Here is a 25,045-nt window from a genome sequence, read left to right on the forward strand (position 1 = left end):
CCTTTAAAAAAGGAGGTTGCCCGGCACGAAGATAGCGAAAAATTTATTGGAATGAGTAAATGTAGCATTTACTTTTTCTACGGCGGAGGTGGCTACCCGAAATATCCTTGCTCCCATACGTGTTCTGATGGAGTAGGACGTTGCTACAAGGTTTATGATGATTAGGGAAACTGTCATTTTGACGGTAGTCAAACATATTCTTGTGCCTGCTAACTATTAAGAAGAAGTTATATCAAAAGTTTAGAGTTTCTTCATTTCCTTTTTTAAAATACAGGAGAGGAGATGATTACTACAATTTTCTTGGTATAACTTCCTGTATTGTTAATTTAATGTAATAAAATTATGAAGAATATCTTGTTAACACTTCTCTTGTTTATACTTTTTTCATGTAAAAGCACTGGAGATAAAACCGACTGTGAAGTATTACATGTCGATTTGGTTGAACGCCCTGTTCCAACAGAAGAATTATTTTCTAAAATATCTGTCATTCCATTGGAAACCAATGATAGTTCCTTTCTTGTAAGGCCTGTGAAAGTTATTATAAAAGATAACAGATATTATATTGTCGATGAAGGGGTTCCGGCTGTGTTTTCTTTTGATGAAGAAGGGCACCTTTTGCATAAAATAGGTAAAAAGGGACAAGGCCCCGGAGAGTATCGTGAAATATACGATGCCGTTATTAAAGAAAAAGAAAATGCAGTGTATATGCTATCTCCATTTGGCTCTCTTTATGTGTATTCTCTGGATGGAAAATTCATAAAAGAAATAAAACTGCCAACGAGGTCTAATTATCAATTGATAGAGGAACTGGATAGTAAGTATTTCGTTACATGGACATTACCTGCTTCTGAGAATGAAAATTGTATCAGCGTTATTTCTAAAGAGTCTTTCAAGAATATGAAAGAATTTTGGCATGTCCCTCCCGTTCTCACTACTCTGAATTCTAAACCTTTTTATAATTATGAACATAAAGTATATTTTTCGAATCCTTATCAAAATGAAGTATATGAAGTAAGGACAGATAGCTTACGGGTTGCATACCGTTGGGATTTTGGAAAAGATAATCTTGATTTGAAGGAGTATGGATTCACTTTATTAGAGGATCAAAAGGTTGAGGAATATAAATTAATGTTGCAGTATTTACGTGATTCTACTGTGCCTTATTTATTAAGGCATCAATTTCAGAATAAAAAATATTATTATACCATGTTGACGTTTGGCCTTCGGCATCGGATAAATCTGTTTTATCGAAAGGATGACGGCAAGAGTTTCTTTTTTGAGAAAACAGCGGAGGGTGTTTTGCTCCATCCTTTAGCCTTAAATGAAGATTTCCTGACTTGTATTGTTTTCAATGAAGACTTTCCAAACTATGAAAAAGTGCTTCCTTCGGAGGAATATAAGAAGCTGGAAGAGCGTTTAGAAGATGATAACCCCTGTTTAATCAAATTTTATTTTAAATGAAAAATCTTATACTGGTGTTAGGTTGTTTTTTCTTTCTAATCTCATGTCAGCAGACCGAGAAGGAAAAACTTGAAGAACTTGTTAAAAATTGGAATGGGAAGGAGGTACTATTGTAAAGAAAGTGATACTGGATAGATGGGATATATGCATCTCGGTGGATAGTAATGATGAACGACTCTGCCTGATGACAAAGGAAACGGATGGTGGAGAAGAACGTTATCATTATTATTGTTATCAGTTAAACTGACTTTTTTATTAGGGTGTTACGGGTTTGATCAATATATATTTTTTATCTTTCAAATTTTTCTTCATGCAGGGGTGGAACAGACAAGCGGGAGGAGGCTTTGTTATTTTCGGGCAATAACCGTGATGAATTTGAAACGGTACTGAATGCAATCTATCTTGGAGGAATATTGGAATTAGTTGACTCGTACAAGAGTTCTTGTTTGCGTGTGAAATGAACAGAATACTTACAAACTGTTTTGTATATCCCTAAATTTGTTATTTAATTTTTTCTATATTTTAGCTTCTTGTTAGGAAATAATATTATTTTTGTCAGTAAAATAAATCGAAATGACAAAAAATAAATTGCTTTCGTGTGTTATTGGAGTGATAATCCTATCACTATTGGTTGGAGCCTATTTCTATCAACGAAATAAGGTGGCTGTACATCAACAGGCGGAGAGGCTATTCGTACAGATGCTTCAAGAAGAGATAGAAAGAAAAGAAAGAAATTTAAATCTATTTCATCTGTTTTCTGAGAGTTCATCTGATACTTTACCTTTGAAAATTTGCATTATCACAGAAGAGGGGAAAAAAGAGTATGAGGTTGATTCCCTGAAAAGTAAAAAGAACATTTCTCAGAACCTGAGAAACCGGTCAATACACTCTATATTATGTGAGAAATCCCATTTATTGCCGGATTCTTTAAATGAACATTGGCAGAGTATGCTTAAGAAAGATCACATTGATACAGAGTCCACTATACATGTGCGGATGGAAAATCTTCAAGGAAAGATTATTAGTTCATCAAGTCACGATGGTGTGTGGGATACTTCTTCTGGGATTATAACTTCATATATAGGTAATCGTTGTGAGATAGAGGTCATCGGTCTTTTAGCTTTTAGTTGGAAAACAATATTATGGTATCATTGGCAACCTTTTGGATGGATTGTAATTTGTTTGTTATTGATGCTTTTATTTATCTGCTTTTATTATAAAATGGTGAATCGCCCGCCGGAATTAAAAGAGGTTCCTTATGAGGTTGTCGTTGAAAAGGAAGTCGTTGTTGAGAAAGAGGTGATTCGTGAGATAATAGTTGAAAAAGAAACATCTCCGGAAAAAAAGGCACCTCTAATAAAGCAAATTTGTAAAGTAGAAGGACAACTATATGGTTTACGTTATGGAGTTGTTTTTGATGCCCAGAATAGAGTTCTTAATTGTAATGGCAAGAAAATGTCTTTGTCCCCCCAACAGTGTCAGATTCTAAAGCTTTTTTTAGATGCTCCCGATTATACTGTGACTGATGAGGATATTATTAAGTTTATTTGGAAAGGTCAATCGAACGTTCAGATAAATACGTTTTGTTCTGCCGGAAACAAATTAGGGAAGAGATTAGAGCAAGCTGGTTGTGGTGTTTGTTTCAGGCGTTTTGGAAGCGATCGTTATCGTATGTTGTTCATAGACGACCTTGTTGATAATGATTTGACATAAATGGCAATAAAATTGATAGCAGTTTATCCAAAATCTCTTTTTACCTTTGCTGCCAGTTATTAACACTTATACTTTGAAACCATGAAAAACTATATGAAATTGATCTTTGGGCTTGGTTTAATAGCCCTGGTCGGGTATTGGCCTGCCGCGAAAACTCCTAAGAGAGTAAATTCCTTATTCTTGCAAAATGTAGAGGCGCTTGCCGGTGGTGAACACGTTACCAATTTAGGTTGCTTAGGTGACGGATCTGTAGATTGTCCTATTAACCATATCAAAGTAGAATATGTGGTTCAAGGATTTAGTCTTGGGGAGTGAGGACTCTTTTATATAAATCTTATCACATTATAATCATTCATTGCATTATTAATTGGGGTTAGAAAGGAGTGGAACGATCTACGTCCGAGAAAAGTCTTAGAATCGTCCACTCCCGGATAACCTTTAAAAAAGGAGGTTGCCCGGCACGAAGATAGCGAAAAATTAATTAGAAAGAGTAAATGTAGCATTTACTTTTTCTACGGAGGAGGTGGCTACCCGAGAGAGAGACACGGCAAATAAGAAAATAATTAACATCATAAAAGTGGATTATGAGTAAAAAGATTTTTGCGGCCCTGATAGTCGCTGTAGTCGCAACTTTTGCAGGCTACAATATATATCAGTCACAGAGAGTAGAAAGTATCATGTCGGATTTGACGATGGCCAATGTAGAGGCGTTAGCTGGTTCTGAGATTAATGATGAGGATTGTGTCAGTGCATCTAATCGTTATTGCTCTGTTTTGATAGTGACCCCAAATGGGAATTATCTAGAAACTTATTTTGACCAAAAAACAAAGTACTGATTCTTATAAAAAGTGGGGATAGGAATATTAGCTTTGACTAGTATATTTTATCCCCTAATTTATTATTATGAATAAAATTGTATCGTTTTTTATTTTAATTCTTGTTTGTTCTTGTTCAGATAAGAAAGAGCATATAGCAAATATTCTGTCAATGAATTCTATAGATATTAAAACTAATAGGATTAATAAAGACGAAGTAATTGCTAGAGGTGCATTTCCTTTTGAAATGATTGATTCATTATTCTTTCTTTTCAATGGAGATCCTTCGTCTGGAGCATTGGTTTTATGTGAATCGAATGCTTCCGAACTGGGACACTTCTTGCAAAAAGGAAATGGTTTTGGAGAATGTATCACTCCTGGATATATAGGACATTGCAATGATACTATTTATGTTTCTGAACGTTCTAGGACAAGGCGAATGACTTATTTACTATCAAATCATAATGATAGTTTGCAATATAAGTGTCTTGAAGATGTTAGTCCTAAAATGAATTCAGAATTTTATTATCAGATTTGTCGTCTACAAAGTGGTTTATTTGTAGGGGCCCGTTTATTTGGAAAAGAACATTTGTTTACATTGTTAGACGAAAGTTTGGATACACTTACCACTTTTGCACGGGTGCCGATAGACATTGAGGAAAATGCAAATAATAAGCTCGCTCCTTTTATTGGTCATTTATGTATAGATGATAATACGGTTTATTATGCTTCTAATGACTTTTCTTATATGGCTGCTTATGATATTTTATCTGAAAAAGAGATAAAACCAGTATTTGAGAGGATGTATATATCTCCAATAATCCAAAAATCAGCAAATGGGATTTCATTAGATAAATACAAACATCTTTTGGGCTTTGGTGATATCAGGGTTTATCAGAATTATATTTTTGCGACGTATATAGGGAAACCTGATATAACAATGGATCAAGAGAATGATACTTCAGCCTTAGTCCCCACTCATTTGCTGGTTTTTAATAAAGATGGAGTTCCTATTGTAAAATTTAAGTTTCCGTTTAAAATAAGATCATTTGTGTTTACCAAATCCAAGATGTATCTATTAGATGTGGATTGTAATATAGAATCTGTCGATTTGGCAGAGTTGTGGAAGCATTTGCCTGATTGAAGTGGGATAGTGACTTTATAGAATAAATGTGAATAATATGAGATTTAATTTAGTCGTTTTATTTGTAATTTTACTTTCTTTCTCTTCTTGTGGCAGGGAAGAAAAAACTGTGTATGATTTTCCTTTAGAACAATCGCTTAAGAGTGATAAGGAAGTTAGTTTAAACAAGGAACTATTAGCTCCCTATCTGGTGTGTTCTTATGATTCCACTCTGTGTCTAATAGATTGGACTGCCAATCCGATGGTGCATGTTTATAACATGAATACAGGGAAAGAGATGGTTGCTTTTGGAAATAAAGGCATGGGGCCGGATGATTTTCTATCTATATCCCAAATGTATGTAGATATGGGCAAGCGTTCTTTGGTACTGTATGATCAGTCTTTGCAAACTATAAGTTCTTTTCAAATTGATAGTTTAGCTCAAGGCAGTCTTTCAAAGATAGATTGTGTTTCAGCTCCTAAGTTAGGAATGAATAGGGTATATGCATATTCGGATTCCATATTTTACGGGAGTGGGACTTTTGAAAGTGGCCTGATAGCGAAATGCAATCAGAAAGAGATTTTAAATCAATATCTCCCTTTTCCACAAACAGAGCAAGCGGTAAATCGGGATGTAAACTATTTGTTGTTCCGATCTTATTATGAAGCCGGATAAAAAACGTTTTGCTTACTTGGCGTATGAGTGCGATTTATTATCTATTCAGAAAGTGGTAAATGACACGTGCCTGGAAAGTGTAGTACATTTGAATACGTATACGCCGTTATTTGAGAATCAATCTACTAACGAAGTGTCTTCTGTTGATGTCTCTGCCGATTCTCCTAAAGGATTTCTTCGTGGGGTAGCAACTGAAAACTATGTTTATGCGCTTTACAGTGGGGCAAATTGGGAAAAATAAGTCGATAGCAAATGAAGTTTACGTATTTGATTGGGAAGGACGTGCTGTAAAGAAAGTGATACTGGATAGATGGGGTGTATGCATCTCGGTGGATAGTAATGATGAACGACTCTGCCTGATGACAAAGGAAACGGATGGTGGAGAAGAGCGTTATCATTATTATTGTTATCGGTTAAACTGACTTTTTTGTTAGGGTGTTACGGGCTTGCTTGATATACTTTAAAAATGAAATATACGTTAGTTGTTTAAAAGTAACGAAGATGAAACAAAAATATATCTTATTTCTTTCATTGTGTTTTGTATTTTCCTCATGTAGGAAGAACGATGTTGGTTCGGTCTATTCATTTGACACAGTATGCGAAATTGTAGACTATAATCTTATTTGTTCAGATGAAAATGCTCCTTGGGGAGCTATAATGAATATGGAAATAGTAGACAGTATTTTAATTCTCCAGCATGCAATGGATGAATATGCATTTTCATTTATTAATGTAAATAATGGGGAGCTATTATCTCAATGGGGGCGTACAGGCGAAGGGCCAGAAGAGTTTATAGATTTTGGGTCTGGTTTTGAAATCGTTGACTCGAGAATTGTTTTTCTGGATCGAATGAAGAAAGAAAGGATTTCGGTATTAATATCCGATATCTTAAGCAAAAAAGAACATCCGGATATAACAAGGGAGGCTTATCCTTATAATGTGGATTTCAGGGTTTTGGAAATTAATGCTGTTGGCAATAAAAAAATAGTAACAGGCGGGTTTAAGGAAGGTTATTGGGGAGCTCTTGACTCACAGAATCATATTATACCTAATGTGGCAGAGCTTCCTTTCGATGCGGGTGAGGTGTCCGGTTTAGAGAAGGGTACCGTTTTCGGAGGTATATTGAAGGCAAATAGTAAACAATCCAAATTTGTGCTTTCAATACGTGCTTCTGATATTTTCGAAATTTATCGTGTTTCTGACGATGGAATAAATCGTGTCTATGTGAGTCCTTTTAAGCATATTCCGAAAACCTGGAAGAAGGGAGGCGGTTATGCAATTGATTATAACCAAAGTATTGGAGGAATAAAAAATATAGCAGTCTCGGATGACTTGATTTGTTTTTCACTCTTTTTACAAAATTACAATGAGGCTGCAAAAACAGACTTTGCGTCTAATGAACTGTTCTGTTTTGATTGGGATGGGAATAAAGTGAAAAAATATGTGTTACCTTTTCCTATAGGTAATTTCTGTATTGATGGAACTCATATCTATGGAGTTCGGAACTTTGAAGATAAAATTATCATTTATCGTTTTAACATGTAATCTGAACACCGCAGAGGATACAGGGTAGCACGGAGGCGATTTTAAATCGTTGATTATTAATAAAAGGCTCTGTGATGCTCCGTGGTGAAAAGAGTTATATGAATATGAAAATTATGAAATATATTGGGTTAGGCTTGCTTCCGCTTGTCTGCTCATGCGGGGGCAGAGACAGACAAGTGGAGGAGGCCTTATCCCTTTCGGGCAATAACCGTAATGAACTTGAAGCGGTGCTGAAGCATTATGAAGGAGATGGCCGGAAGCTGGAGGCGGCACGCTTCTTGATTGGCAATATGCCCGGAAGTTATGGAGCTAATCCGATAGTAGAGCAGGATTGTTCTGCTTTTTACGAGGCTTATGATTCATTGGGACAAAAGTATGACTATCGGGTAGGAACGGAATGGGGGAAACAGGTAGATAGTCTTTGGCAAAATTTTAGTAATCGACATCGGGTGAGACAGGAGCTTAACTATGATATTACCCGCATGAAGGCGGAAGATTTAATCCGGGAAATTGATCTGGCATTTCGGGCATGGGTGGAGAATGTGCATTCAAGAAACTGTTCGTTTGAAGATTTTTGTGAGTATATACTGCCTTATAGGCGACAGAATGGCTTATTGATTGACAATGCACGCCGGGAGTTCAACAAACGGCATCAGGGAAAGTATTTTGTGAAAGAGGGAAAGGATTGGCAACAAGAGATCGATTCGTTGTTATATGAATATAAGTATCTGACTCATTCCGGTTTTTGGGGGACGAAGATTCCGATATGGAATGCGGCGACTCTTGAGAAGATGCGTCATGGGTTATGTGCACAGCGCTGTTGGTATAACTCTTTGTTATTATCATCATTGGGGATTCCGGTTGCCATTGACTTTGTTCCGGCATGGGGAAACCGAAATAATTCGCATACCTGGAATGTGGTGCTAATAAACGGGGAATCGCATGCTTTTGAGGCGTTTTGGGATAATGATCGCTGGAAATATAAGCGGATTTATAATAACCGGAATGATGATGAGCTTTGGGGAAGATTCCGCCTTCCGAAGGTATACAGATATACCTATTCAAATCACATTGAAGGACCGTTGGCAGATGTAGAGGTGGATAAAGCTGATATTCCGGAGCTATTTCGTAGTGTGAAAAAGGTGGATGTTTCTTCGGAGTATTTTGAAACGGCCGATGTAACGGTGGAGTTGACAGGTGAGGCGCCTCAAGGGGTGAAATATGCGTATTTGGCTGTGTTCGGATATCAGGACTGGCACCCTGTGCAGTGGGGAAAGGTAGAAAACGGGAGGGCTGTCTTTCGGGAAATAGGTAAGGACATGGTTTATTTACCCGTTTATTACAAGCGGGGGGGATTATTGCCCGCAGCAGAACCTTTCAGATTGCGGAATGACGGAACGATGGAGAAGCTGAGCGGAAATGAAGAAACAGAGGAGGTTGCCGTGAGGATGGTGACGGGAGCGCCGGCTTATGATCAGAATAGGGAATATCTGGGGTGTATGAAAGGAAGCCGGATAGTAGGATTACTTGATGGAAAATCAGAAGAAGAACTGTGCAGATGGACGGACTCGCTGGCTCTGCAGTCGGTTGTACGGAAGGTGTCCGCACGATTACCTTACCGCTTTGTAAGGTTATTATTACCGTCGGATAGCATTGCTTTGGGGGAGCTTTCTTTTTATACGGAAGAAGGACGGATCGGGAATGTGAGGATAATTACTTCGATGAGAGCTACCGGAAGGAATGAAGTGCCCGGGATGATAACCGATGGTTTGGGGGCGACGGGCTATAGAGGCAGGGTGGCAGAAAGGCTGGTAGATATAGATCTGGGAAAAGAGTATATGGTCAGTCATATTGGAATGACTTCTTACCTGAAAACACAGTTGTTCTGTCCGGATGAATTTGAGTTAAGATATTGGGATAATGGTTGGAAGACTGTGGAGCGTAAGCAAGCTGATCATAAAGGGTATCTTGTATTTGAGAGAGTGCCCCGGGGAGCATTGCTGATGTTGAAAAACTGTCGCTGGAAAGGAAAGACGGCAGAGCGTATATTTACTTATGAAAAAGGAGATGTGAAGTGGGAATGATTGCTATGAACGAACAGTTGCCTTGCCATTATTGTTAAACCTCCTTAAGGAAATGCCTATTCGTCACTTTTTATTTGTTATTTTGCACCAAATTCGGGTGGAGTGTGTCCTGACGTTTCGGGGTACACTTAAATATGCAGATAAAACCAATGAATAAACTCACTATAAATGCCTGTCCGCTATGTGGGGGCGCACATTTGAAACGTGCTATGACCTGTACGGATTTTTATGCTTCCGGTGAACAGTTTGACTTGTACACCTGCGAAGATTGCGGATTTACTTTTACGCAAGGAGTCCCGGTAGAGGCGGAAATAGGCAGATATTACGAAACACCTGATTATATTTCCCATTCGGACACGAAGAAAGGTGCCATGAATGCCATTTACCATCATGTACGTCAGTATATGCTTGGAAGAAAGGCGCGTTTGGTGATGAAAGAGTCTCATCGAAAAACCGGGAGGATACTGGATATCGGTACAGGTACTGGTTACTTTGCCCATACGATGCAGAATAGGGGATGGGAAGTAGAGGCCGTGGAGAAGAGCGGACAAGCCCGTAATTTTGCACGCGAACATTTCGGGCTGAATGTGAGGCCGGAGGCTGCATTGAAAGAATTAGTTCCGGGAACGTTCGATGTAATCACGTTGTGGCACGTCATGGAGCACTTGGAACATTTGGACGAAACGTGGGAATTGTTACGTGAACTGTTGACCGAGAAAGGGGTATTGATAGTGGCTGTGCCTAATTGCTCGTCGTATGATGCGATGAAATACGGGAAGTACTGGGCTGCTTATGATGTACCCCGTCATTTATGGCATTTTACGCCTGCCACGATTCAGCAGTTCGGGGCGAAGCACGGATTTATTCTGGCAGCTCGTCATCCGATGCCGTTCGATGCTTTTTATGTGTCGATGCTGACAGAGAAACATAAAGGTAGTGCATACTCCTTTGTGAAAGGCATGTGGACCGGAACGGCGGCATGGTTGAGTGCCCAGGCTAAAAAGGAACGGAGTAGTTCGATGATTTATGTATTCAGAAAGAAACGCTGATGAAGAGTAAAAGCAGAAATAACGCTGTGTCATATTTTGATATGCAGTTCATCACTTCCAGTATCAGTACCACGTTGGTATTGCTGTTACTGGGGCTTGTGGTGTTCTTTGTATTGGCGGCCAATAATTTGTCTGTTTATGTGCGGGAAAATATTAATTTTTCCGTGCTTATCAGTGATGATATGAAGGAGACAGATATTCTGAAGCTTCAGAAACGGCTGAATAATGAACCTTTTGTGAAAGAAACAGAATATATCTCGAAAAAACAGGCATTGAAAGAGCAGACGGAAGCCATGGGGACCGATCCGCAAGAGTTTTTGGGGTATAACCCGTTTACGGCTTCAATAGAAATTAAATTGCATTCGGACTATGCGAACTCCGACAGTATTGCGAAAATAGAGAAATTGATTAAAAGAAATACCAATATACAGGATGTGCTTTATCAGAAAGACTTGATCGACGCGGTAAATGAAAATATCCGTAATATCAGTCTTGTTCTGCTGGCATTGGCCGTGATGTTGACATTTATCTCTTTTGCGCTGATTAATAATACAATCCGGCTGGCTATCTACTCGAAACGTTTCTTGATACATACGATGAAACTGGTGGGAGCGAGCTGGGGATTTATTCGTCGTCCGTTTTTGAAAAGGAATATATGGAGTGGGGTTCTGGCTGCTTTTATTGCAGATACGATCCTGATGGGGGCCGCTTACTGGCTGGTATCCTATGAGCCTGAATTGATTCGGGTAATTACGCCCGAAGTCATGTTACTGGTATCGGGCGCAGTATTGGTGTTCGGTGTGGTCATCACTTTCTTGTGTGCTTATCTTTCTATTAATAAATATCTGAGGATGAAAGCAAGTACGCTATATTATGTGTAATTCCGGATTTATAGATGTAAATAAATTAATGTAAATAACAATGGGTGATAAACAAAAATTTGCCTTCGATAAAACGAACTTCATTCTGCTTGCTATCGGCATGGCAGTGGTTATTCTGGGTTTTATCCTGATGACAGGGCCTTCATCGTCGGAAACGGTGTTTCAGGCAGACATTTTCAGTGTGAGAAGAATTAAGGTGGCTCCGGTGGTCTGTTTCCTGGGCTTTATTTTTATGATATATGGCGTGATGCGCAAACCCAAAACAAAAGAATAAAACAGGATGGAATGGTTTGAAGCACTGATCCTTGGATTGATTCAGGGACTGACTGAGTATTTACCGGTAAGCAGTAGCGGGCATTTGGCCATTGGTTCGGCTTTATTTGGTATAGAAGGAGAAGAAAATCTGGCATTTACCATTGTGGTGCATGTAGCCACTGTGTTCAGTACATTGGTGATTCTGTGGAAAGAGATAGACTGGATTTTCCGTGGTTTATTTAAGTTTGAGATGAACAGTGAAACACGCTATGTAATCAATATCTTGATTTCGATGCTTCCTATTGGTATTGTCGGGGTGTTTTTTAAAGATGAAGTGGAGGCCATTTTTGGCTCGGGATTACTGATTGTTGGCTGCATGCTGTTGTTGACGGCTGCGTTACTGTCGTTTTCGTATTATGCAAAGCCACGCCAGAAAGAGAACATCTCGATGAAGGATGCATTTATCATTGGCCTGGCGCAGGCGTGTGCAGTATTACCGGGATTATCTCGTTCGGGCAGTACGATTGCAACCGGTTTGTTATTGGGGGATAATAAAGCGAAACTGGCACAATTTTCTTTCCTGATGGTGATACCTCCTATATTGGGAGAGGCGCTGCTGGATGGTATGAAGATGATAAAAGGTGAGGCTATTGCGGGCGATATTCCTACTTTGTCATTGATAGTAGGTTTCATTGCGGCTTTTGTTTCAGGTTGCCTGGCTTGTAAGTGGATGATTAATATCGTGAAGAAAGGTAAGTTGATTTACTTTGCTATTTATTGTGCAATAGTTGGAGTGGTCACCATTGTCGTTTCACAATTGCAATAAATTGCGGATGAATTTTAAAGAAGGAGAAGTACTTTATTTTAATAAACCGTTGGGATGGACGTCTTTTAAAGTCGTGGGGCACGCCCGTTACCATATGTGCCGGCGGATGAAAGTGAAGAAATTAAAGGTTGGACATGCAGGTACACTCGATCCCTTGGCAACAGGGGTGATGATTGTTTGTACAGGCAAGGCTACCAAGAGAATAGAGGAGTTTCAGTATCATACGAAGGAGTATGTGGCTACCATACAGTTGGGCGCTACTACTCCGTCTTACGATCTGGAACATGAAATAGATGCTACATACCCTACGGAGCATATTACCCGTGAGTTGGTGGAAAAGACGTTGAAAACGTTTGTTGGCGAGATACAGCAGATACCTCCCGCTTTCTCGGCTTGTAAGGTAGATGGTGCACGCGCTTACGATTTGGCCCGTAAAGGCCAGGAAGTGGAGTTGAAACCGAAATTGCTGGTGATTGATGAGATAGAGTTGTTGGAGTGTAATTTACCGGAAATTAAAATACGGGTGGTTTGCAGCAAGGGGACTTACATTCGTGCATTGGCACGTGACATCGGAGAGGCTTTGCAAAGCGGGGCGCACTTGACCGGGCTGATACGTACCCGTGTGGGAGACGTCAAGTTAGAGCAGTGTCTGGATCCGGCAAAGTTCGCGGAATGGATAGATCAGCAAGATGTTGAGATATCTGATTGAAGTAAAAGAAATAGAAAATAAAATAATTAATAAACGCACATTATTATCATGAAACTGTCGCAATTTAAATTTAAGTTACCCGAAGAAAAGATTGCTTTGCACCCTACAAAGTACAGAGACGAGTCGCGCTTGATGGTACTCCACAAGCGTACGGGAGAGATTGAGCACAAGATGTTTAAAGACATCCTGAATTATTTTGATGATAAAGACGTGTTTGTATTCAACGATACCAAGGTGTTTCCTGCACGCTTATACGGAAATAAGGAAAAAACAGGTGCGCGTATCGAAGTGTTCTTGTTGCGCGAGTTGAACGAGGAATTGCGTTTGTGGGATGTATTGGTAGATCCGGCACGTAAAATCCGTATCGGCAATAAGCTTTACTTTGGGGATGATGACTCAATGGTTGCTGAAGTAATTGATAATACTACTTCACGTGGGCGTACACTTCGTTTTCTGTATGACGGACCTCATGATGAATTTAAAAAAGCATTGTATGCATTAGGAGAAACTCCATTGCCACATACGATTCTGAACCGTCCGGTTGAAGAGGAGGATGCAGAACGTTTCCAGTCTATCTTCGCTAAAAACGAAGGGGCTGTGACAGCACCGACTGCAAGTCTGCACTTCAGCCGTGAGCTGATGAAACGTATGGAAATTAAGGGAATAGACTTTGCATATATCACATTGCATGCAGGACTCGGAAACTTCCGTGATATCGATGTGGAAGACCTGACAAAGCATAAAATGGACTCTGAGCAGATGTTTGTGACGGAGGAGGCTGTCAAGATAGTGAATCGTGCTAAAGATCTGGGTAAGAATGTATGTGCTGTGGGAACAACTGTAATGCGTGCTATTGAAAGTACGGTAAGTACAGACGGACATTTGAAGGAATACGAAGGATGGACGAACAAGTTTATCTTCCCTCCATACGACTTTACTGTGGCAAATGCCATGGTATCAAACTTCCATATGCCGCTTTCTACGTTATTGATGATTGTGGCTGCTTTTGGTGGCTACGATCAGGTGATGGATGCATATCACATAGCGTTGAAAGAGGGTTACCGCTTTGGTACTTATGGAGATGCGATGCTGATTTTGGATAAGTGATGAAAGTATATTTGGGATTAGGTACCAACTTGGGTGATAAGGAGCTAAATCTTCGTGTTGCCCTACAAAAAATAGAGGAGCGGATAGGGAAAATCATTTCTCTTTCCGCTTTTTATGCTACTGCTCCCTGGGGATTTCAATCGGAAAACAACTTTCTGAATGCTGCGGTGGGAGTGGAGACAGTATTGTCCCCTGTCGGGATACTGGAAAGTACTCAACGGATAGAGCAGGAAATAGGGCGTTTGCATAAATCACGGGACGGTGTGTATAGTGACCGCCTGATTGACATTGATCTTTTGCTCTATGGCGATAAGATACTACAGGATGAAAGGCTTATAGTGCCTCATCCGTTGATGACCGACCGTAAGTTTGTTCTGGAACCCCTTGCCGAGATTGCACCGGACGTTGTTCATCCGGTGTTTCATAAGACGATTAAAGAGCTATTTCTGGCTCTTTCGTGATTTGCGAACCATCAGGTGTCGGGGAAGGTAGGCTACGCAGCCGATCAGTACGGCATACAGTATGCGCAAATCGTCGAAGGGCTGGTGATTCAGATGGCAGATTAAGGCGTAAATACCCACTGTGACAGCAATATACACCAATAATGTAAAAGCGGTTTTTAGTTTATTTTTCATAAGGTAGTCTGTTAATACGAAGCAAAAGTAGCAATAAATTCAAAATATTATCTACCTTTGTCCCTGAAATGAAATGTGGAAAGATTTGAGTAGCTTGCAACCACAGAAAAAAATGCTAAAACAACATTCCCTTCTGTATGCGTTTTCTACTCTTTTTTGAATCTTTGCCCTCATTCATAATTTATAATTCATAATTCATAATTTTATTATGGGATATTTATTCACATCCGAATCGGTGTCTGAAGGACACCCCGATAAAGTGGCCGATCAAATATCGGACGCTGTGCTTGACAAACTGTTGGCTTATGATCCCAGTTCGAAAGTAGCTTGCGAAACCTTAGTAACTACCGGACAGGTGGTGCTTGCGGGAGAAGTGAAAACAGGTGCTTATGTTGATCTGCAACTGATTGCACGTGAAGTGATCCAAAAGATTGGTTACACGAAAGGCGAATACATGTTCGAAAGTAATTCGTGCGGTGTACTTTCTGCCATTCATGAACAAAGTGCGGACATTAACCGTGGTGTAGAACGCGAAGACCCGATGAACCAGGGAGCAGGCGACCAGGGTATGATGTTTGGTTATGCAACCAACGAAACAGAAAACTATATGCCGTTGTCTCTTGACCTGGCACATAGAATACTTCTTGTGTTGGCCGATATCCGCCGCGAAGGTAAAGAAATGACTTATCTTCGTCCGGATGCAAAGAGCCAGGTAACCATTGAATATGATGATAACGGTACTCCGGTACGCATTGATACGATTGTTGTTTCAACACAGCATGATGAATTTATATTACCGGCTGATAATTCTGCCGCTGCCCAACTGAAGGCTGATGAAGAGATGTTGGCAGTGATCCGGAAAGATGTGATTGAGGTGCTGATGCCTCGTGTCATTGCTTCTATTAATCATCCGAAGGTTCTTGCTTTGTTCAATGACCATATTATCTATCATGTGAATCCGACCGGTAAGTTTGTGATCGGTGGCCCTCATGGAGATACAGGACTCACCGGACGTAAGATCATTGTGGACACTTATGGTGGAAAGGGAGCTCATGGTGGCGGTGCTTTCTCCGGTAAAGATCCAAGCAAAGTAGATCGTAGTGCTGCTTATGCTGCCCGTCATATTGCTAAGAATCTTGTTGCTGCCGGCGTTGCCGACGAAATGCTGGTACAGGTTTCTTATGCTATCGGTGTGGCTCGTCCTATTAATATTTATGTAAATACATACGGACGCAGTAACGTGAAGATGAGTGATGGAGAGATCGCCAGAAAGATCGATGAACTGTTTGACCTTCGTCCGAAGGCTATTGAAGACCGCCTGAAACTGCGTTATCCGATTTATAGTGAAACTGCTGCTTACGGGCATATGGGGCGTGAACCTCAGATGGTGACTAAGCATTTTCAATCTCGTTATGAAGGCGACCGGACTATGGAAGTGGAACTGTTTACATGGGAAAAACTTGACTATGTGGACAAAGTAAAAGCCGCTTTCGGTTTGTAATCAGCGTAGCTTTACAGCTATTTATTATAGAAGGCTGCACTTGTTTTTAACCCGATATGGGGAGAAAACAAGGCAGCCTTCTTCTTTTCTCCTTGAAATTTGGTACTTTTGCAGCGTGTTGAACTAAACCCATGCAAGAAATGAACCAAATAACTTCCGTATGCGTATATTGCGCTTCAAGTACAAAAATAGACCAGACTTATTTTGATGCAGCCATGAAATTAGGGCATCTGTTGGCAAACCGGCATATCCGTTTGATAAATGGAGCGGGGAATATAGGATTGATGCGTTCGGTGGCTGATGCAGTATTGCAGAATGGGGGAGAAGTGACCGGAGTAATTCCTCATTTTATGGTAGACCAGGGATGGCATCACACGGGATTGACAGAGCTTATCGAGGTAGAAAGTATGCACGAGCGTAAGAGGTTGATGGCTGAAAAGAGTGATGCCGTGATTGCACTGCCCGGAGGATGCGGAACTTTGGAAGAGCTGCTTGAGATTATTACCTGGAAACAGTTGGGGTTGTATCTTAACCCGATCGTGATATTAAACACTAATGGTTTCTTTGACCCGTTGATGGAGATGCTTGAAAATGCTATAGAAGGTAATTTCATGAGGAAACAGCATGGAGATATCTGGCATGTGGCACATACTCCGGAGGAGGCTGTAGAGTTGGTTTATTCCATACCGGTGTGGGATGGTTCTATTCGTAAGTTTGCCGCTATATGATTTTTGTCCAGGACTCTCTTGGCGCACAGGAGGCAGATACTGTGCAGCATGTAATTAGTGCAGCCGGTGCTCCCCAGGATACGTTGGGTAGCCGGGTGGATTTACAGGCGGTAAGTGAGACCGTGACCGGGGCGGAGGGTATGCCGATTCCTTATTCTCCAAGAACTGACGATGGGTTGGCTATGATACTGTTGGGATGTTTTTTTGTTTCTGCGTATGTGTTGGCACGCAGCAAGAAGTTTCTGTTGCAACAGGTGAAAGATTTTATGTTACATCGTGAAAGAACGAGCATTTTCGCTTCTTCTACGGCGGCTGACATGCGCTATTTGCTATTACTTATCGTGCAGACCTGCGTTCTTGGAGGTGTTTGTATTTTTAACTATTTTAATGATATCAGGCCCGCATTGATGGAGCGTGTTTCGCCGCATATACTTTTGGGAGTTTATGTGGCTGTTTGTTTACTCTATCTTTTGTTTAAATGGATTTTATATTCGTTTTTGGGATGGGTGTTTTTTGACAAAAGCAAAACCGATATATGGCTGGAGTCTTATTCTACGCTGATTTATTACCTTGGATTCGCTTTATTTCCGTTTGTTTTGTTTCTGGTCTATTTTGATTTGAATGTCACCTTTTTAGTTTCAATTGGTTGCGTTTTGGTAATTTTTACTAAAATATTGATGTTTTACAAGTGGTTAAAGCTTTTTTCCTGTAATATTTATGGGGTTTTCCTTTTAATTTTATACTTTTGTGCCCTTGAAATCGTACCTTGTCTGATAGTGTATCAAGGTATGATTCAGCTAAATAATGTTTTGATAATAAATTTTTAGGACGTTGAAAATTAAGAAAGTATTAGTGTCGCAGCCAAAGCCTGCTTCAGAGAAATCTCCTTATTACGACATTGCTGAAAAGTATGGTGTAAAAATAGATTTCCGCCCCTTTATCAAGGTTGAGAGCGTCTCTGCGAAAGAATTCAGACAACAGAAAGTATCTATTTTAGATCATACGGCTGTTATATTTACATCGCGTCATGCGATTGATCATTTCTTCCATCTTTGTACGGAGTTGCGTGTGACGATCCCTGAGACGATGAAGTATTTCTGTGTAACAGAAGCTGTTGCTCTTTATATTCAGAAGTATGTGCAGTATCGTAAGCGTAAGATCTTCTTTGGTGCTACGGGCAAGATCGAGGATCTGATTCCTTCGATTGTGAAACATAAAACAGAAAAGTATCTCGTCCCGATGTCGGATGTACACAACGATGACGTGAGGGATCTGCTGGATAAAAATAACATCCAGCATACGGAATGCGTAATGTATCGCACTGTTAGCAATGACTTTATGGAGGGAGAGGAGTTTGATTATGATATGTTGGTATTCTTTAGTCCTGCCGGAGTATCTTCGCTGAAGAAGAACTTCCCTGATTTTGATCAGAAGGACATTAAGATCGGAACATTCGGATCGACTACAGCACAAGCTGTTCGTGATGCCGGACTCCGTCTTGATCTTGAAGCACCTAACGTGAAAGCTCCTTCAATGACGGCTGCCCTCGATTTGTTTATTAAGGAAAACAATAAAGGAAAATAAATGAAACGGTAAACAATAAATGGTGAACGATGAACAAGCTAAGTTATCTGTCTGTTGTTTACTGTTTATTGTTTACCGTTTGTTATTATTATGGCAAATACCCTGTGCAAAGCCGAAAGGCTGAATAGTAAGATTCTGATTGAGAAGATGTTTGCGGGCGGCTCAAAGTCGTTTTCCATCTTTCCGTTGCGTGTGGTGTATATGCCTGTTGAAAATCAAGATGTTCAGGCATCTATTTTACTGAGCGTTTCGAAAAAACGATTTAAACGTGCAGTAAAAAGAAATCGGGTGAAACGCCAGTTGCGTGAGGCTTACCGGATGCATAAACATCAACTTTTGCAGATTCTTACTGATAAGCAGCAACAGTTGGCTATTGCCTTTATCTATCTTTCGGACGAATTAACGTCCTCGGCCGAAATAGAGGAAAAGATGAAGATTCTACTGGCTCGTATTAGTGAGAAACTGGTATGAAACGCCTGTTGTCATATATATTGTTGCTTCCTATCTACTTTTACAGAGCATGCATTTCGCCCATGACTCCTCCTTCATGTCGTTTCACTCCTACTTGTTCGCAATACGCTATTGAAGCGATTAAGAAACATGGCCCTTTTAAGGGACTTTATCTTGCTGTCAGACGAATTCTCCGTTGTCATCCCTGGGGTGGATCGGGATACGATCCGGTTCCTTAATAGTCTATGGATATTCTCGATATACATACACATCGGATGCCTGTTGAACTTGGACAGGCGATACAAAATTGTCAGCCTGCAGAGTTTGATCCGTTGGCCGGTGCTTATTATTCTGTCGGAATTCATCCGTGGTATCTGACTCGTGAAAACCTTGACCGGCAGTGGGAGATGTTGCTTGCAGCGATACAGTGTCCCCAGGTTCTGGCAATAGGTGAAGCCGGTCTTGACAAATTGGTTCGGACGGACTATATGTTGCAACAGGAAGTATTTGAGAAACAGGCTATGCTTGCACACGAAATGAAATATCCGTTGGTGATTCATGCAGTGCGTTCGGCGAACGAAATTATCTGCCTGAGGAAAAAAATGAAACCCTCTAATCCTTGGATTATACATGGGTTCCGTGGAAAGAAAGAACTGGCTTTGCAGTACATCCGGGAAGGGATCTATGTTTCATTGGGTGAGAAATATCAGGAGGAAGTGCTTTGGGGCATTCCCTTGGAATATTTATTTTTGGAAACGGATGAAAGTATGATAGATATTCATTGCCTTTATGAACGTGCTGCTTTGCTATTGGAGATACCTCTTTGCAAACTTATGCAACAAGTGCGTCAAAACATTAATAACGTCTTTTTTAGGCAATAAGAGTTGCTTGTTACGATAAAGAGTCGTACTTTTGCCCTAATTAAACTTTAAAACTTATTATCATTCGATGAATTTTGTAGAAGAACTAAGATGGCGTGGAATGGTGCATGACATGATGCCCGGCACAGAAGAGTTATTGGCTAAAGAACAGGTGACTGCTTATGTGGGTATTGACCCGACAGCCGATTCATTGCATATCGGACACTTATGTGGTGTGATGATATTGCGTCACTTCCAGCGTTGTGGTCATAAACCATTGGCTTTGATTGGTGGTGCGACCGGTATGATTGGCGATCCTTCGGGTAAATCGGCCGAACGCAATCTGCTGGATGAGGAAACACTGCGTCACAATCAGGCTTGTATCAAAAAGCAACTAGCTAAGTTTTTGGACTTCGAATCTGATGCTCCTAACAGAGCTGAACTAGTGAACAACTATGATTGGATGAAGGAGTTCACTTTCCTGGATTTTGCCCGCGAAGTAGGTAAGCATATTACTGTGAACTACATGATGGCTAAGGAATCGGTAAAGAAACGTCTGAACGGTGAAGCCCGTGACGGATTGTCGTTTACTGAGTTTACCTATCAGTTGTTGCAAGGTTATGACTTTCTTCATCTCTACGAAACCAAAGGATGTAAACTGCAGATGGGAGGCTCTGATCAGTGGGGAAATATCACTACCGGTACTGAACTGATTCGTCGTACTAACGGTGGTGAGGCTTATGCATTGACTTGTCCGTTAATCACCAAAGCTGACGGTGGAAAATTTGGTAAGACCGAATCGGGTAATATTTGGTTGGACCCTCGTTATACTTCTCCTTACAAGTTCTATCAGTTCTGGCTCAATGTGAGTGATGCCGATGCTGAGCGCTATATTAAGATATTTACTTCACTCGATAAGGCAGAAATTGACGGACTGGTTGCCGAACATAATGAAGCTCCGCATTTGCGAGTGCTCCAGAAACGTCTGGCAAAGGAAGTAACTGTGATGGTTCACTCTGAAGAGGATTACAATGCTGCAGTAGACGCATCCAATATCTTATTTGGTAATGCCACTTCCGATGCGTTGAAAAAGCTGGATGAAGATACATTGTTGGCTGTGTTCGAAGGTGTTCCTCAATTTGAGATCTCACGTGATGCGTTGGCAGAGGGAGTGAAAGCGGTTGATTTGTTTGTCGACAATGCCGCTGTATTTGCTTCAAAAGGTGAAATGCGTAAATTGGTTCAAGGTGGCGGTGTCTCTTTGAATAAAGAGAAGCTGGCTGCTTTTGATCAGGTGATTACTACTGCCGACTTGCTTGATGAAAAGTATCTGTTGGTTCAGCGTGGTAAGAAAAACTATTATTTGATTATTGCAAAATAAAGAACTTCTTTCTCCACCGTTTTGTGTCAGGACGACGGAAGAAGTGAAGTTTCGCTATAAATAAAAAGGATGGATTCTAAGAATCCATCCTTTTTATTTATAGAGTGGATAGGTTAATGCTTTTTCCCTTTGCCTGCCGGGAGTTCTTTCAGCAATTCTTCTACCGCTGTTTTCAATTGTGTATCTTCCCCTTTGACGATTGTTTCCGGTGAGTTGGCTACTTTAATATCCGGTTCCAACTGTGTGTTTTCCAGATAGCTCCCATCCGGAAGTCGATAGCCTATGACAGGAATACCGAATACCAGAGACGGGTCTTGCAGACGTTCCCAAGAAACGCTGGTCATGGTTCCCGGTACGGGCATACCTACCAATTTACCTAGTTTCTGATGGCTGTATACCCATGGTGTGCCATGTGCATTCGAGTAATTGGCTTCACACGTTAGCATGATAGACGGCTTGTTCCATCGGCGGCTGGGCATATCGCAAGCTTCGCGTCCGCGGACGACTTGGGTGAAATACTTTTTACCACTGAACAATACTTCAATATCTTCGTGAAGGCGGCCGCCGCCATTGAAACGGGTGTCGATAACGATTCCTTCGCGATTATTGTATTTTCCTAAAATATCTGAGTAGACAGAACGGAAACTGTCATCACCCATCGATTGTATATGTACATATCCCAGACGTCCGTCAGACCATTTATCTACATCGGCCGCGCGTTGTTTCACCCAACGTTTGTAGAGCAGATTATTGAGTATTCCGTTGCCGATCGGGATAACTACTTCTTCCCACCGTTCACCGCTTTGCGGATTGTATAATGAAACGAGTGTCTTTTTGTTTGCTTTGTCGTTCAATAACGTATGATAGTCTGTTTCAGGGGTTATTTCCTGTCCGTTAATTTTTTCAATGATAGTTCCGGCTTTTACTTTCGAGCGGGCGTGATCGAAAGGGCCCTTCTCAATCACTTCCATGATCGATGCGCCTTTTCCTTTATAATTCCAATCTGTAAGTACCCCCAGACTGGCTGTGGCATCTCCCGGTATAGATGGAGAGAAACGCCCGCCGGTATGTGATACATTCAGTTCTCCCAGCCATTCGCTGAGTAATTCGGCAAAGTCATAGTTATTATTGATGTGTGGCAAAAATTTACGATAAGCAGCAGACATGGTATCCCAGTTTACTCCGTGCATGTTGGCGTTGTAGAAACGTTTCTGTTGTTGCTTATATACATGGTCGAACATATATTCTCGTTCAGCAGCCAGATCCATTTTCATCTCTGCCTTATAGTTGATCGGCTTCAGGGTTTCTCCGCTGAGGTCCATCTTTTGCATGGTATTACCTCCCAGGACAAACAGGGATTTTCCATCTTTGTCCATATCCATAGAAGCCCATCCGGCATTCATTTTATGAAGCAGTTTGGTCTCTTTTTTACGGAGATCCATTTTCCATAGATCAAATCCGCCCTCGAATGCTGACAGATAGTAGAGAGTTTCGCCGTCTTTTGAGATAATAGTACTGCCCAGGTTCGAAGAGTTGGGAGTGAGGCGTATGATGCGATCCTCAAGACCATTCAGTTCTACTAGGATGTTTTTGATCTCATCTTTCTTCTCAGTATCTGTTTGGGGATCCTTCTTCTTATCTTTTTTCGGGTCAATTGAGGCTTTTTCTTTATCTTTCTGTTGTTCCTTTTCCAGTTCTTTTTGCAATTCATAATCTTCTTTGCTCAGGCGGAACTTGTCGAAAGCATCTTGATTGAGAAATACCAGCATGGCATCATTCTGTGAACCCCAGGAAGCATGTGCACGCATACCATATCGTTCGGTTGTGAACAAAATGGCATTGCCGTCCAGTACCCAACGGGGAGATCCGCTCATGTAACCGCTGTTGGTCAGGTTGGTAATCGGACTGTCCCCCTTTGCACTTACCAATCCTATATCCGAGTAAGGATCGTGTCGGTTGCCGATAAATTCGAGGGTGAACCATTTGCCGTCAGGTGACCATTGATAGTCGAAGTTTCCATCTGTGCTGAACCAGGTGGAACCATCGGTGATCTGACGAACTTTTTTCGTATCCAAATTGATTACCATCAAACGGTTACGCTCCTCTATAAATGCCAGCTCTTTACCGTCCGGTGAGAACTGCGGATAGGCCCGTTCCACGGTTGCGGATGGTAACAGCACCTCTTCTTCGATGATGGTGGCATTGGGGAAATTAGCTTCTTCCTTACGGGCTATTTTAGCAAGAAAAAGTTGCCAGTTGCCGTTACGCTCACTTGCGTAAGCCAGTGTACGATTGTCCGGAGCAAATGTTAACCCGGCTTCGCGTGCGGGTGTATGGGTGATTTGCTTTGTAGTTGCATAATCAGTTGAGGTTACAAATACTTCTCCCCGTACGATAAATGCAATTTGCTTCCCATCCGGTGATACAGTCCCTGATGTTGCCCCGTTTGTAAAAGTCAGGTCTGCTATTTTGTCCTGATCATCACGGACAATATCTATGTTTATTTTCTGTGGAGTGGCATTATCCTTTTGGGTATATATTTCTCCGTCGTATGCATAGCATAGCGTTCCGCCGTGACTCATTGACAGGAAACGTACCGGGTGTGTTTTGAACGATGTTACTGCTTTCAGGTCTTGTGCGTTGTCCAATGGAAAACTATAAACATTAAATGACCCTTTCCGTTCGCTTAAAAGATATACGCTTTTTCCGTCCGGTGAAAGTACGGGATTGCGGTCTTCTCCGGCATGATTGGTCAGGTTGGTATGTTTTCCTGTTTTAGTGTCGTACAGCCAAATGTCGCGGGTGATGGACGAAGTGTGGTGTTTCCGCCATTCATCTTCAAAACCTTTACGATCCTGATAGAGAAAGAACTCTCCTGATGGCGCATAACAAACGGCTTCGGCCGGAGTACCCAGTACCTGCTCCGTACGTCCTCCGTTCACGGGAACCTTGTATAGTTCTGTCATGGCTGTTGTCGGGAACAAAGCACTTTGTGACGGATCCTGGATGGATGCTGAAAAGAGAATATATTTTCCATCCGGTGTAAAAGCCGAAGGCAGTTCGGATGAAGAATGGGTAGTCAGTCTTTGTGCTGTACCTCCTGTCGCAGGCATTACAAAAATATCAAAGTTGCCATTACGATCACTGGCAAAAGCTATTTGTTTACTGTCGGGTGACCAAATGGGGGTACATTCATACGAAGGCTGTGTTGTGAGCTGGATGGCTGTTCCTCCTCCGGCAGATACCTTATAAATGTCTCCTTTGTAGCAAAACGCTATTTCTGTTCCGTCCGGCGAAATCTGTACATCGCGCATCCATAGCGGTGATGCGGCATTGCCGGTAAGCGTGGTGAGACCCAGTGCAATACATACAAAAAGTTTTCTCATACTTACTGAATTTATTTGTTTACTTTATTGATTTCTGTAAGTACAAAGGTAGCAATTCGCTTCGGCTAACGAGACTTATTATACAAAAAAGTCTAAAAATATTTGGAAAATAGCTTGCATGGCATTATCTTTGCATCGCTTTTTAACAGAAAGCGCAATAGCTTGTCCTATGGTGTAATGGTAGCACAACAGTTTTTGGTTCTGTTTGTCTAAGTTCGAATCTTGGTAGGACAACATACAATCGGATATATTTTATAAAAAAGCCTAAAACAGACA

General features: G+C 41.0%; 27 protein-coding genes and 1 tRNA gene. 26 read left to right on the forward strand and 2 right to left on the reverse strand.

Translation table 11 applies throughout. The features are described from left to right. The first annotated feature begins 342 nt into the window (after positions 1-342). The 17 genes from BSHG_RS16965 to folK all read left to right on the forward strand — a co-directional run bounded on the left by BSHG_RS16965 (position 343) and on the right by folK (position 14,705). On the forward strand, positions 343-1,461 hold the full coding sequence (locus BSHG_RS16965; RefSeq protein ID WP_005783608.1) for a 6-bladed beta-propeller: 1,119 nt from the start codon (positions 343-345) through the stop codon (positions 1,459-1,461). 88 nt (positions 1,462-1,549) lie between these two features. Beyond that, on the forward strand, positions 1,550-1,708 hold the full coding sequence (locus BSHG_RS21220; RefSeq protein WP_008769118.1) for a hypothetical protein: 159 nt from the start codon (positions 1,550-1,552) through the stop codon (positions 1,706-1,708). 326 nt (positions 1,709-2,034) lie between these two features. Next, positions 2,035-3,174: a transcriptional regulator gene (locus BSHG_RS16960; protein ID WP_008657860.1), complete on the forward strand. Its 1,140-nt coding sequence runs from the start codon at positions 2,035-2,037 to the stop codon at positions 3,172-3,174. A 93-nt stretch (positions 3,175-3,267) separates the two neighbouring features. Beyond that, complete coding sequence (locus BSHG_RS16955) at positions 3,268-3,489, forward strand: NVEALA domain-containing protein (protein ID WP_005783615.1); 222 nt, start codon at positions 3,268-3,270, stop codon at positions 3,487-3,489. Between the two features lie 269 nt (positions 3,490-3,758). Then, positions 3,759-4,010: an NVEALA domain-containing protein gene (locus BSHG_RS16950; protein WP_005783617.1), complete on the forward strand. Its 252-nt coding sequence runs from the start codon at positions 3,759-3,761 to the stop codon at positions 4,008-4,010. Positions 4,011-4,077: 67 nt separating this feature from the next. Beyond that, a complete protein-coding gene (locus tag BSHG_RS16945) occupies positions 4,078-5,133 on the forward strand; it encodes a BF3164 family lipoprotein (protein WP_005783619.1) in 1,056 nt (351 codons plus the stop codon). Between the two features lie 37 nt (positions 5,134-5,170). Then, positions 5,171-5,788: a BF3164 family lipoprotein gene (locus BSHG_RS0220060; RefSeq protein ID WP_005783621.1), complete on the forward strand. Its 618-nt coding sequence runs from the start codon at positions 5,171-5,173 to the stop codon at positions 5,786-5,788. Positions 5,789-5,994: 206 nt separating this feature from the next. Further along, positions 5,995-6,210 (forward strand): hypothetical protein, encoded by a 216-nt coding sequence (locus BSHG_RS0220065; protein ID WP_005783624.1) that lies wholly within the window; start codon positions 5,995-5,997, stop codon positions 6,208-6,210. A 79-nt stretch (positions 6,211-6,289) separates the two neighbouring features. Continuing rightward, on the forward strand, positions 6,290-7,333 hold the full coding sequence (locus BSHG_RS16940) for a BF3164 family lipoprotein (protein ID WP_005783626.1): 1,044 nt from the start codon (positions 6,290-6,292) through the stop codon (positions 7,331-7,333). Positions 7,334-7,407: 74 nt separating this feature from the next. Next, on the forward strand, positions 7,408-9,417 hold the full coding sequence (locus BSHG_RS16935) for a hypothetical protein (protein WP_005783628.1): 2,010 nt from the start codon (positions 7,408-7,410) through the stop codon (positions 9,415-9,417). Between the two features lie 149 nt (positions 9,418-9,566). Further along, a complete protein-coding gene (locus BSHG_RS16930) occupies positions 9,567-10,466 on the forward strand; it encodes a methyltransferase domain-containing protein (protein ID WP_005783630.1) in 900 nt (299 codons plus the stop codon). Beyond that, complete coding sequence (locus tag BSHG_RS16925; RefSeq protein WP_005779718.1) at positions 10,466-11,347, forward strand: cell division protein FtsX; 882 nt, start codon at positions 10,466-10,468, stop codon at positions 11,345-11,347. Before BSHG_RS16930 ends, BSHG_RS16925 begins: the two co-directional genes overlap by 1 nt. A gap of 40 nt (positions 11,348-11,387) precedes the next feature. Next, complete coding sequence (locus BSHG_RS16920) at positions 11,388-11,621, forward strand: DUF3098 domain-containing protein (protein WP_005779716.1); 234 nt, start codon at positions 11,388-11,390, stop codon at positions 11,619-11,621. A 6-nt stretch (positions 11,622-11,627) separates the two neighbouring features. Beyond that, positions 11,628-12,428 (forward strand): undecaprenyl-diphosphate phosphatase, encoded by an 801-nt coding sequence (locus BSHG_RS16915; RefSeq protein ID WP_005783633.1) that lies wholly within the window; start codon positions 11,628-11,630, stop codon positions 12,426-12,428. Positions 12,429-12,435: 7 nt separating this feature from the next. Beyond that, positions 12,436-13,137: a tRNA pseudouridine(55) synthase TruB gene (truB, locus tag BSHG_RS16910; RefSeq protein ID WP_005783635.1), complete on the forward strand. Its 702-nt coding sequence runs from the start codon at positions 12,436-12,438 to the stop codon at positions 13,135-13,137. A 48-nt stretch (positions 13,138-13,185) separates the two neighbouring features. Continuing rightward, the gene (gene queA / locus BSHG_RS16905) at positions 13,186-14,244 is read left to right on the forward strand and encodes a tRNA preQ1(34) S-adenosylmethionine ribosyltransferase-isomerase QueA (RefSeq protein ID WP_005783637.1); all 1,059 of its coding nucleotides are present in this window, start codon (positions 13,186-13,188) and stop codon (positions 14,242-14,244) included. Further along, a complete protein-coding gene (gene folK / locus BSHG_RS16900) occupies positions 14,244-14,705 on the forward strand; it encodes a 2-amino-4-hydroxy-6-hydroxymethyldihydropteridine diphosphokinase (RefSeq protein ID WP_005783639.1) in 462 nt (153 codons plus the stop codon). Before queA ends, folK begins: the two co-directional genes overlap by 1 nt. Here folK and BSHG_RS21235 read toward each other — a convergent pair. Further along, entirely contained in the window at positions 14,685-14,879 is a 195-nt protein-coding gene (locus tag BSHG_RS21235) for a hypothetical protein (RefSeq protein WP_005783641.1), read from the reverse strand. The two genes, folK and BSHG_RS21235, sit on opposite strands and share 21 nt — an antisense overlap. A gap of 208 nt (positions 14,880-15,087) precedes the next feature. Between BSHG_RS21235 and metK the strand changes: the two genes are divergently transcribed. The 8 genes from metK (at position 15,088) to tyrS (ending at position 21,383) form a co-directional block, all read left to right on the forward strand. Then, the gene (gene metK / locus BSHG_RS16895; RefSeq protein WP_005783643.1) at positions 15,088-16,380 is read left to right on the forward strand and encodes a methionine adenosyltransferase; all 1,293 of its coding nucleotides are present in this window, start codon (positions 15,088-15,090) and stop codon (positions 16,378-16,380) included. A gap of 140 nt (positions 16,381-16,520) precedes the next feature. Then, positions 16,521-17,108 (forward strand): TIGR00730 family Rossman fold protein, encoded by a 588-nt coding sequence (locus tag BSHG_RS16890; protein WP_005783645.1) that lies wholly within the window; start codon positions 16,521-16,523, stop codon positions 17,106-17,108. Further along, a complete protein-coding gene (locus BSHG_RS16885; RefSeq protein ID WP_005783647.1) occupies positions 17,105-17,935 on the forward strand; it encodes a DUF4271 domain-containing protein in 831 nt (276 codons plus the stop codon). The genes BSHG_RS16890 and BSHG_RS16885 overlap by 4 nt, the downstream gene beginning before the upstream one ends. Before the next feature lie 4 nt (positions 17,936-17,939). Beyond that, the gene (locus tag BSHG_RS16880; protein WP_005783649.1) at positions 17,940-18,692 is read left to right on the forward strand and encodes a uroporphyrinogen-III synthase; all 753 of its coding nucleotides are present in this window, start codon (positions 17,940-17,942) and stop codon (positions 18,690-18,692) included. Between the two features lie 90 nt (positions 18,693-18,782). After that, positions 18,783-19,163: a ribonuclease P protein component gene (gene rnpA / locus BSHG_RS16875; protein ID WP_005783651.1), complete on the forward strand. Its 381-nt coding sequence runs from the start codon at positions 18,783-18,785 to the stop codon at positions 19,161-19,163. Beyond that, positions 19,160-19,381: a membrane protein insertion efficiency factor YidD gene (gene yidD, locus BSHG_RS21240; protein WP_005779696.1), complete on the forward strand. Its 222-nt coding sequence runs from the start codon at positions 19,160-19,162 to the stop codon at positions 19,379-19,381. The genes rnpA and yidD overlap by 4 nt, the downstream gene beginning before the upstream one ends. 6 nt (positions 19,382-19,387) lie before the next feature. Beyond that, a complete protein-coding gene (locus BSHG_RS16870; protein WP_005783653.1) occupies positions 19,388-20,023 on the forward strand; it encodes a TatD family hydrolase in 636 nt (211 codons plus the stop codon). Positions 20,024-20,090: 67 nt separating this feature from the next. Continuing rightward, positions 20,091-21,383, forward strand: coding sequence for a tyrosine--tRNA ligase (gene tyrS / locus BSHG_RS16865; protein ID WP_005797027.1), 1,293 nt, complete (start codon positions 20,091-20,093; stop codon positions 21,381-21,383). Positions 21,384-21,496: 113 nt separating this feature from the next. Here tyrS and BSHG_RS16860 read toward each other — a convergent pair whose 3' ends face one another. Next, on the reverse strand, positions 21,497-24,769 hold the full coding sequence (locus BSHG_RS16860) for a S41 family peptidase (RefSeq protein ID WP_008657877.1): 3,273 nt from the start codon (positions 24,767-24,769) through the stop codon (positions 21,497-21,499). A gap of 163 nt (positions 24,770-24,932) precedes the next feature. Here BSHG_RS16860 and BSHG_RS16855 point away from each other — a divergent pair. Next, positions 24,933-25,003, forward strand: a tRNA-Gln gene (locus tag BSHG_RS16855). Positions 25,004-25,045 lie beyond the last annotated feature (42 nt).

Source organism: Bacteroides sp. 3_2_5, assembly GCF_000159855.2.
GTDB lineage: Bacteria > Bacteroidota > Bacteroidia > Bacteroidales > Bacteroidaceae > Bacteroides > Bacteroides fragilis.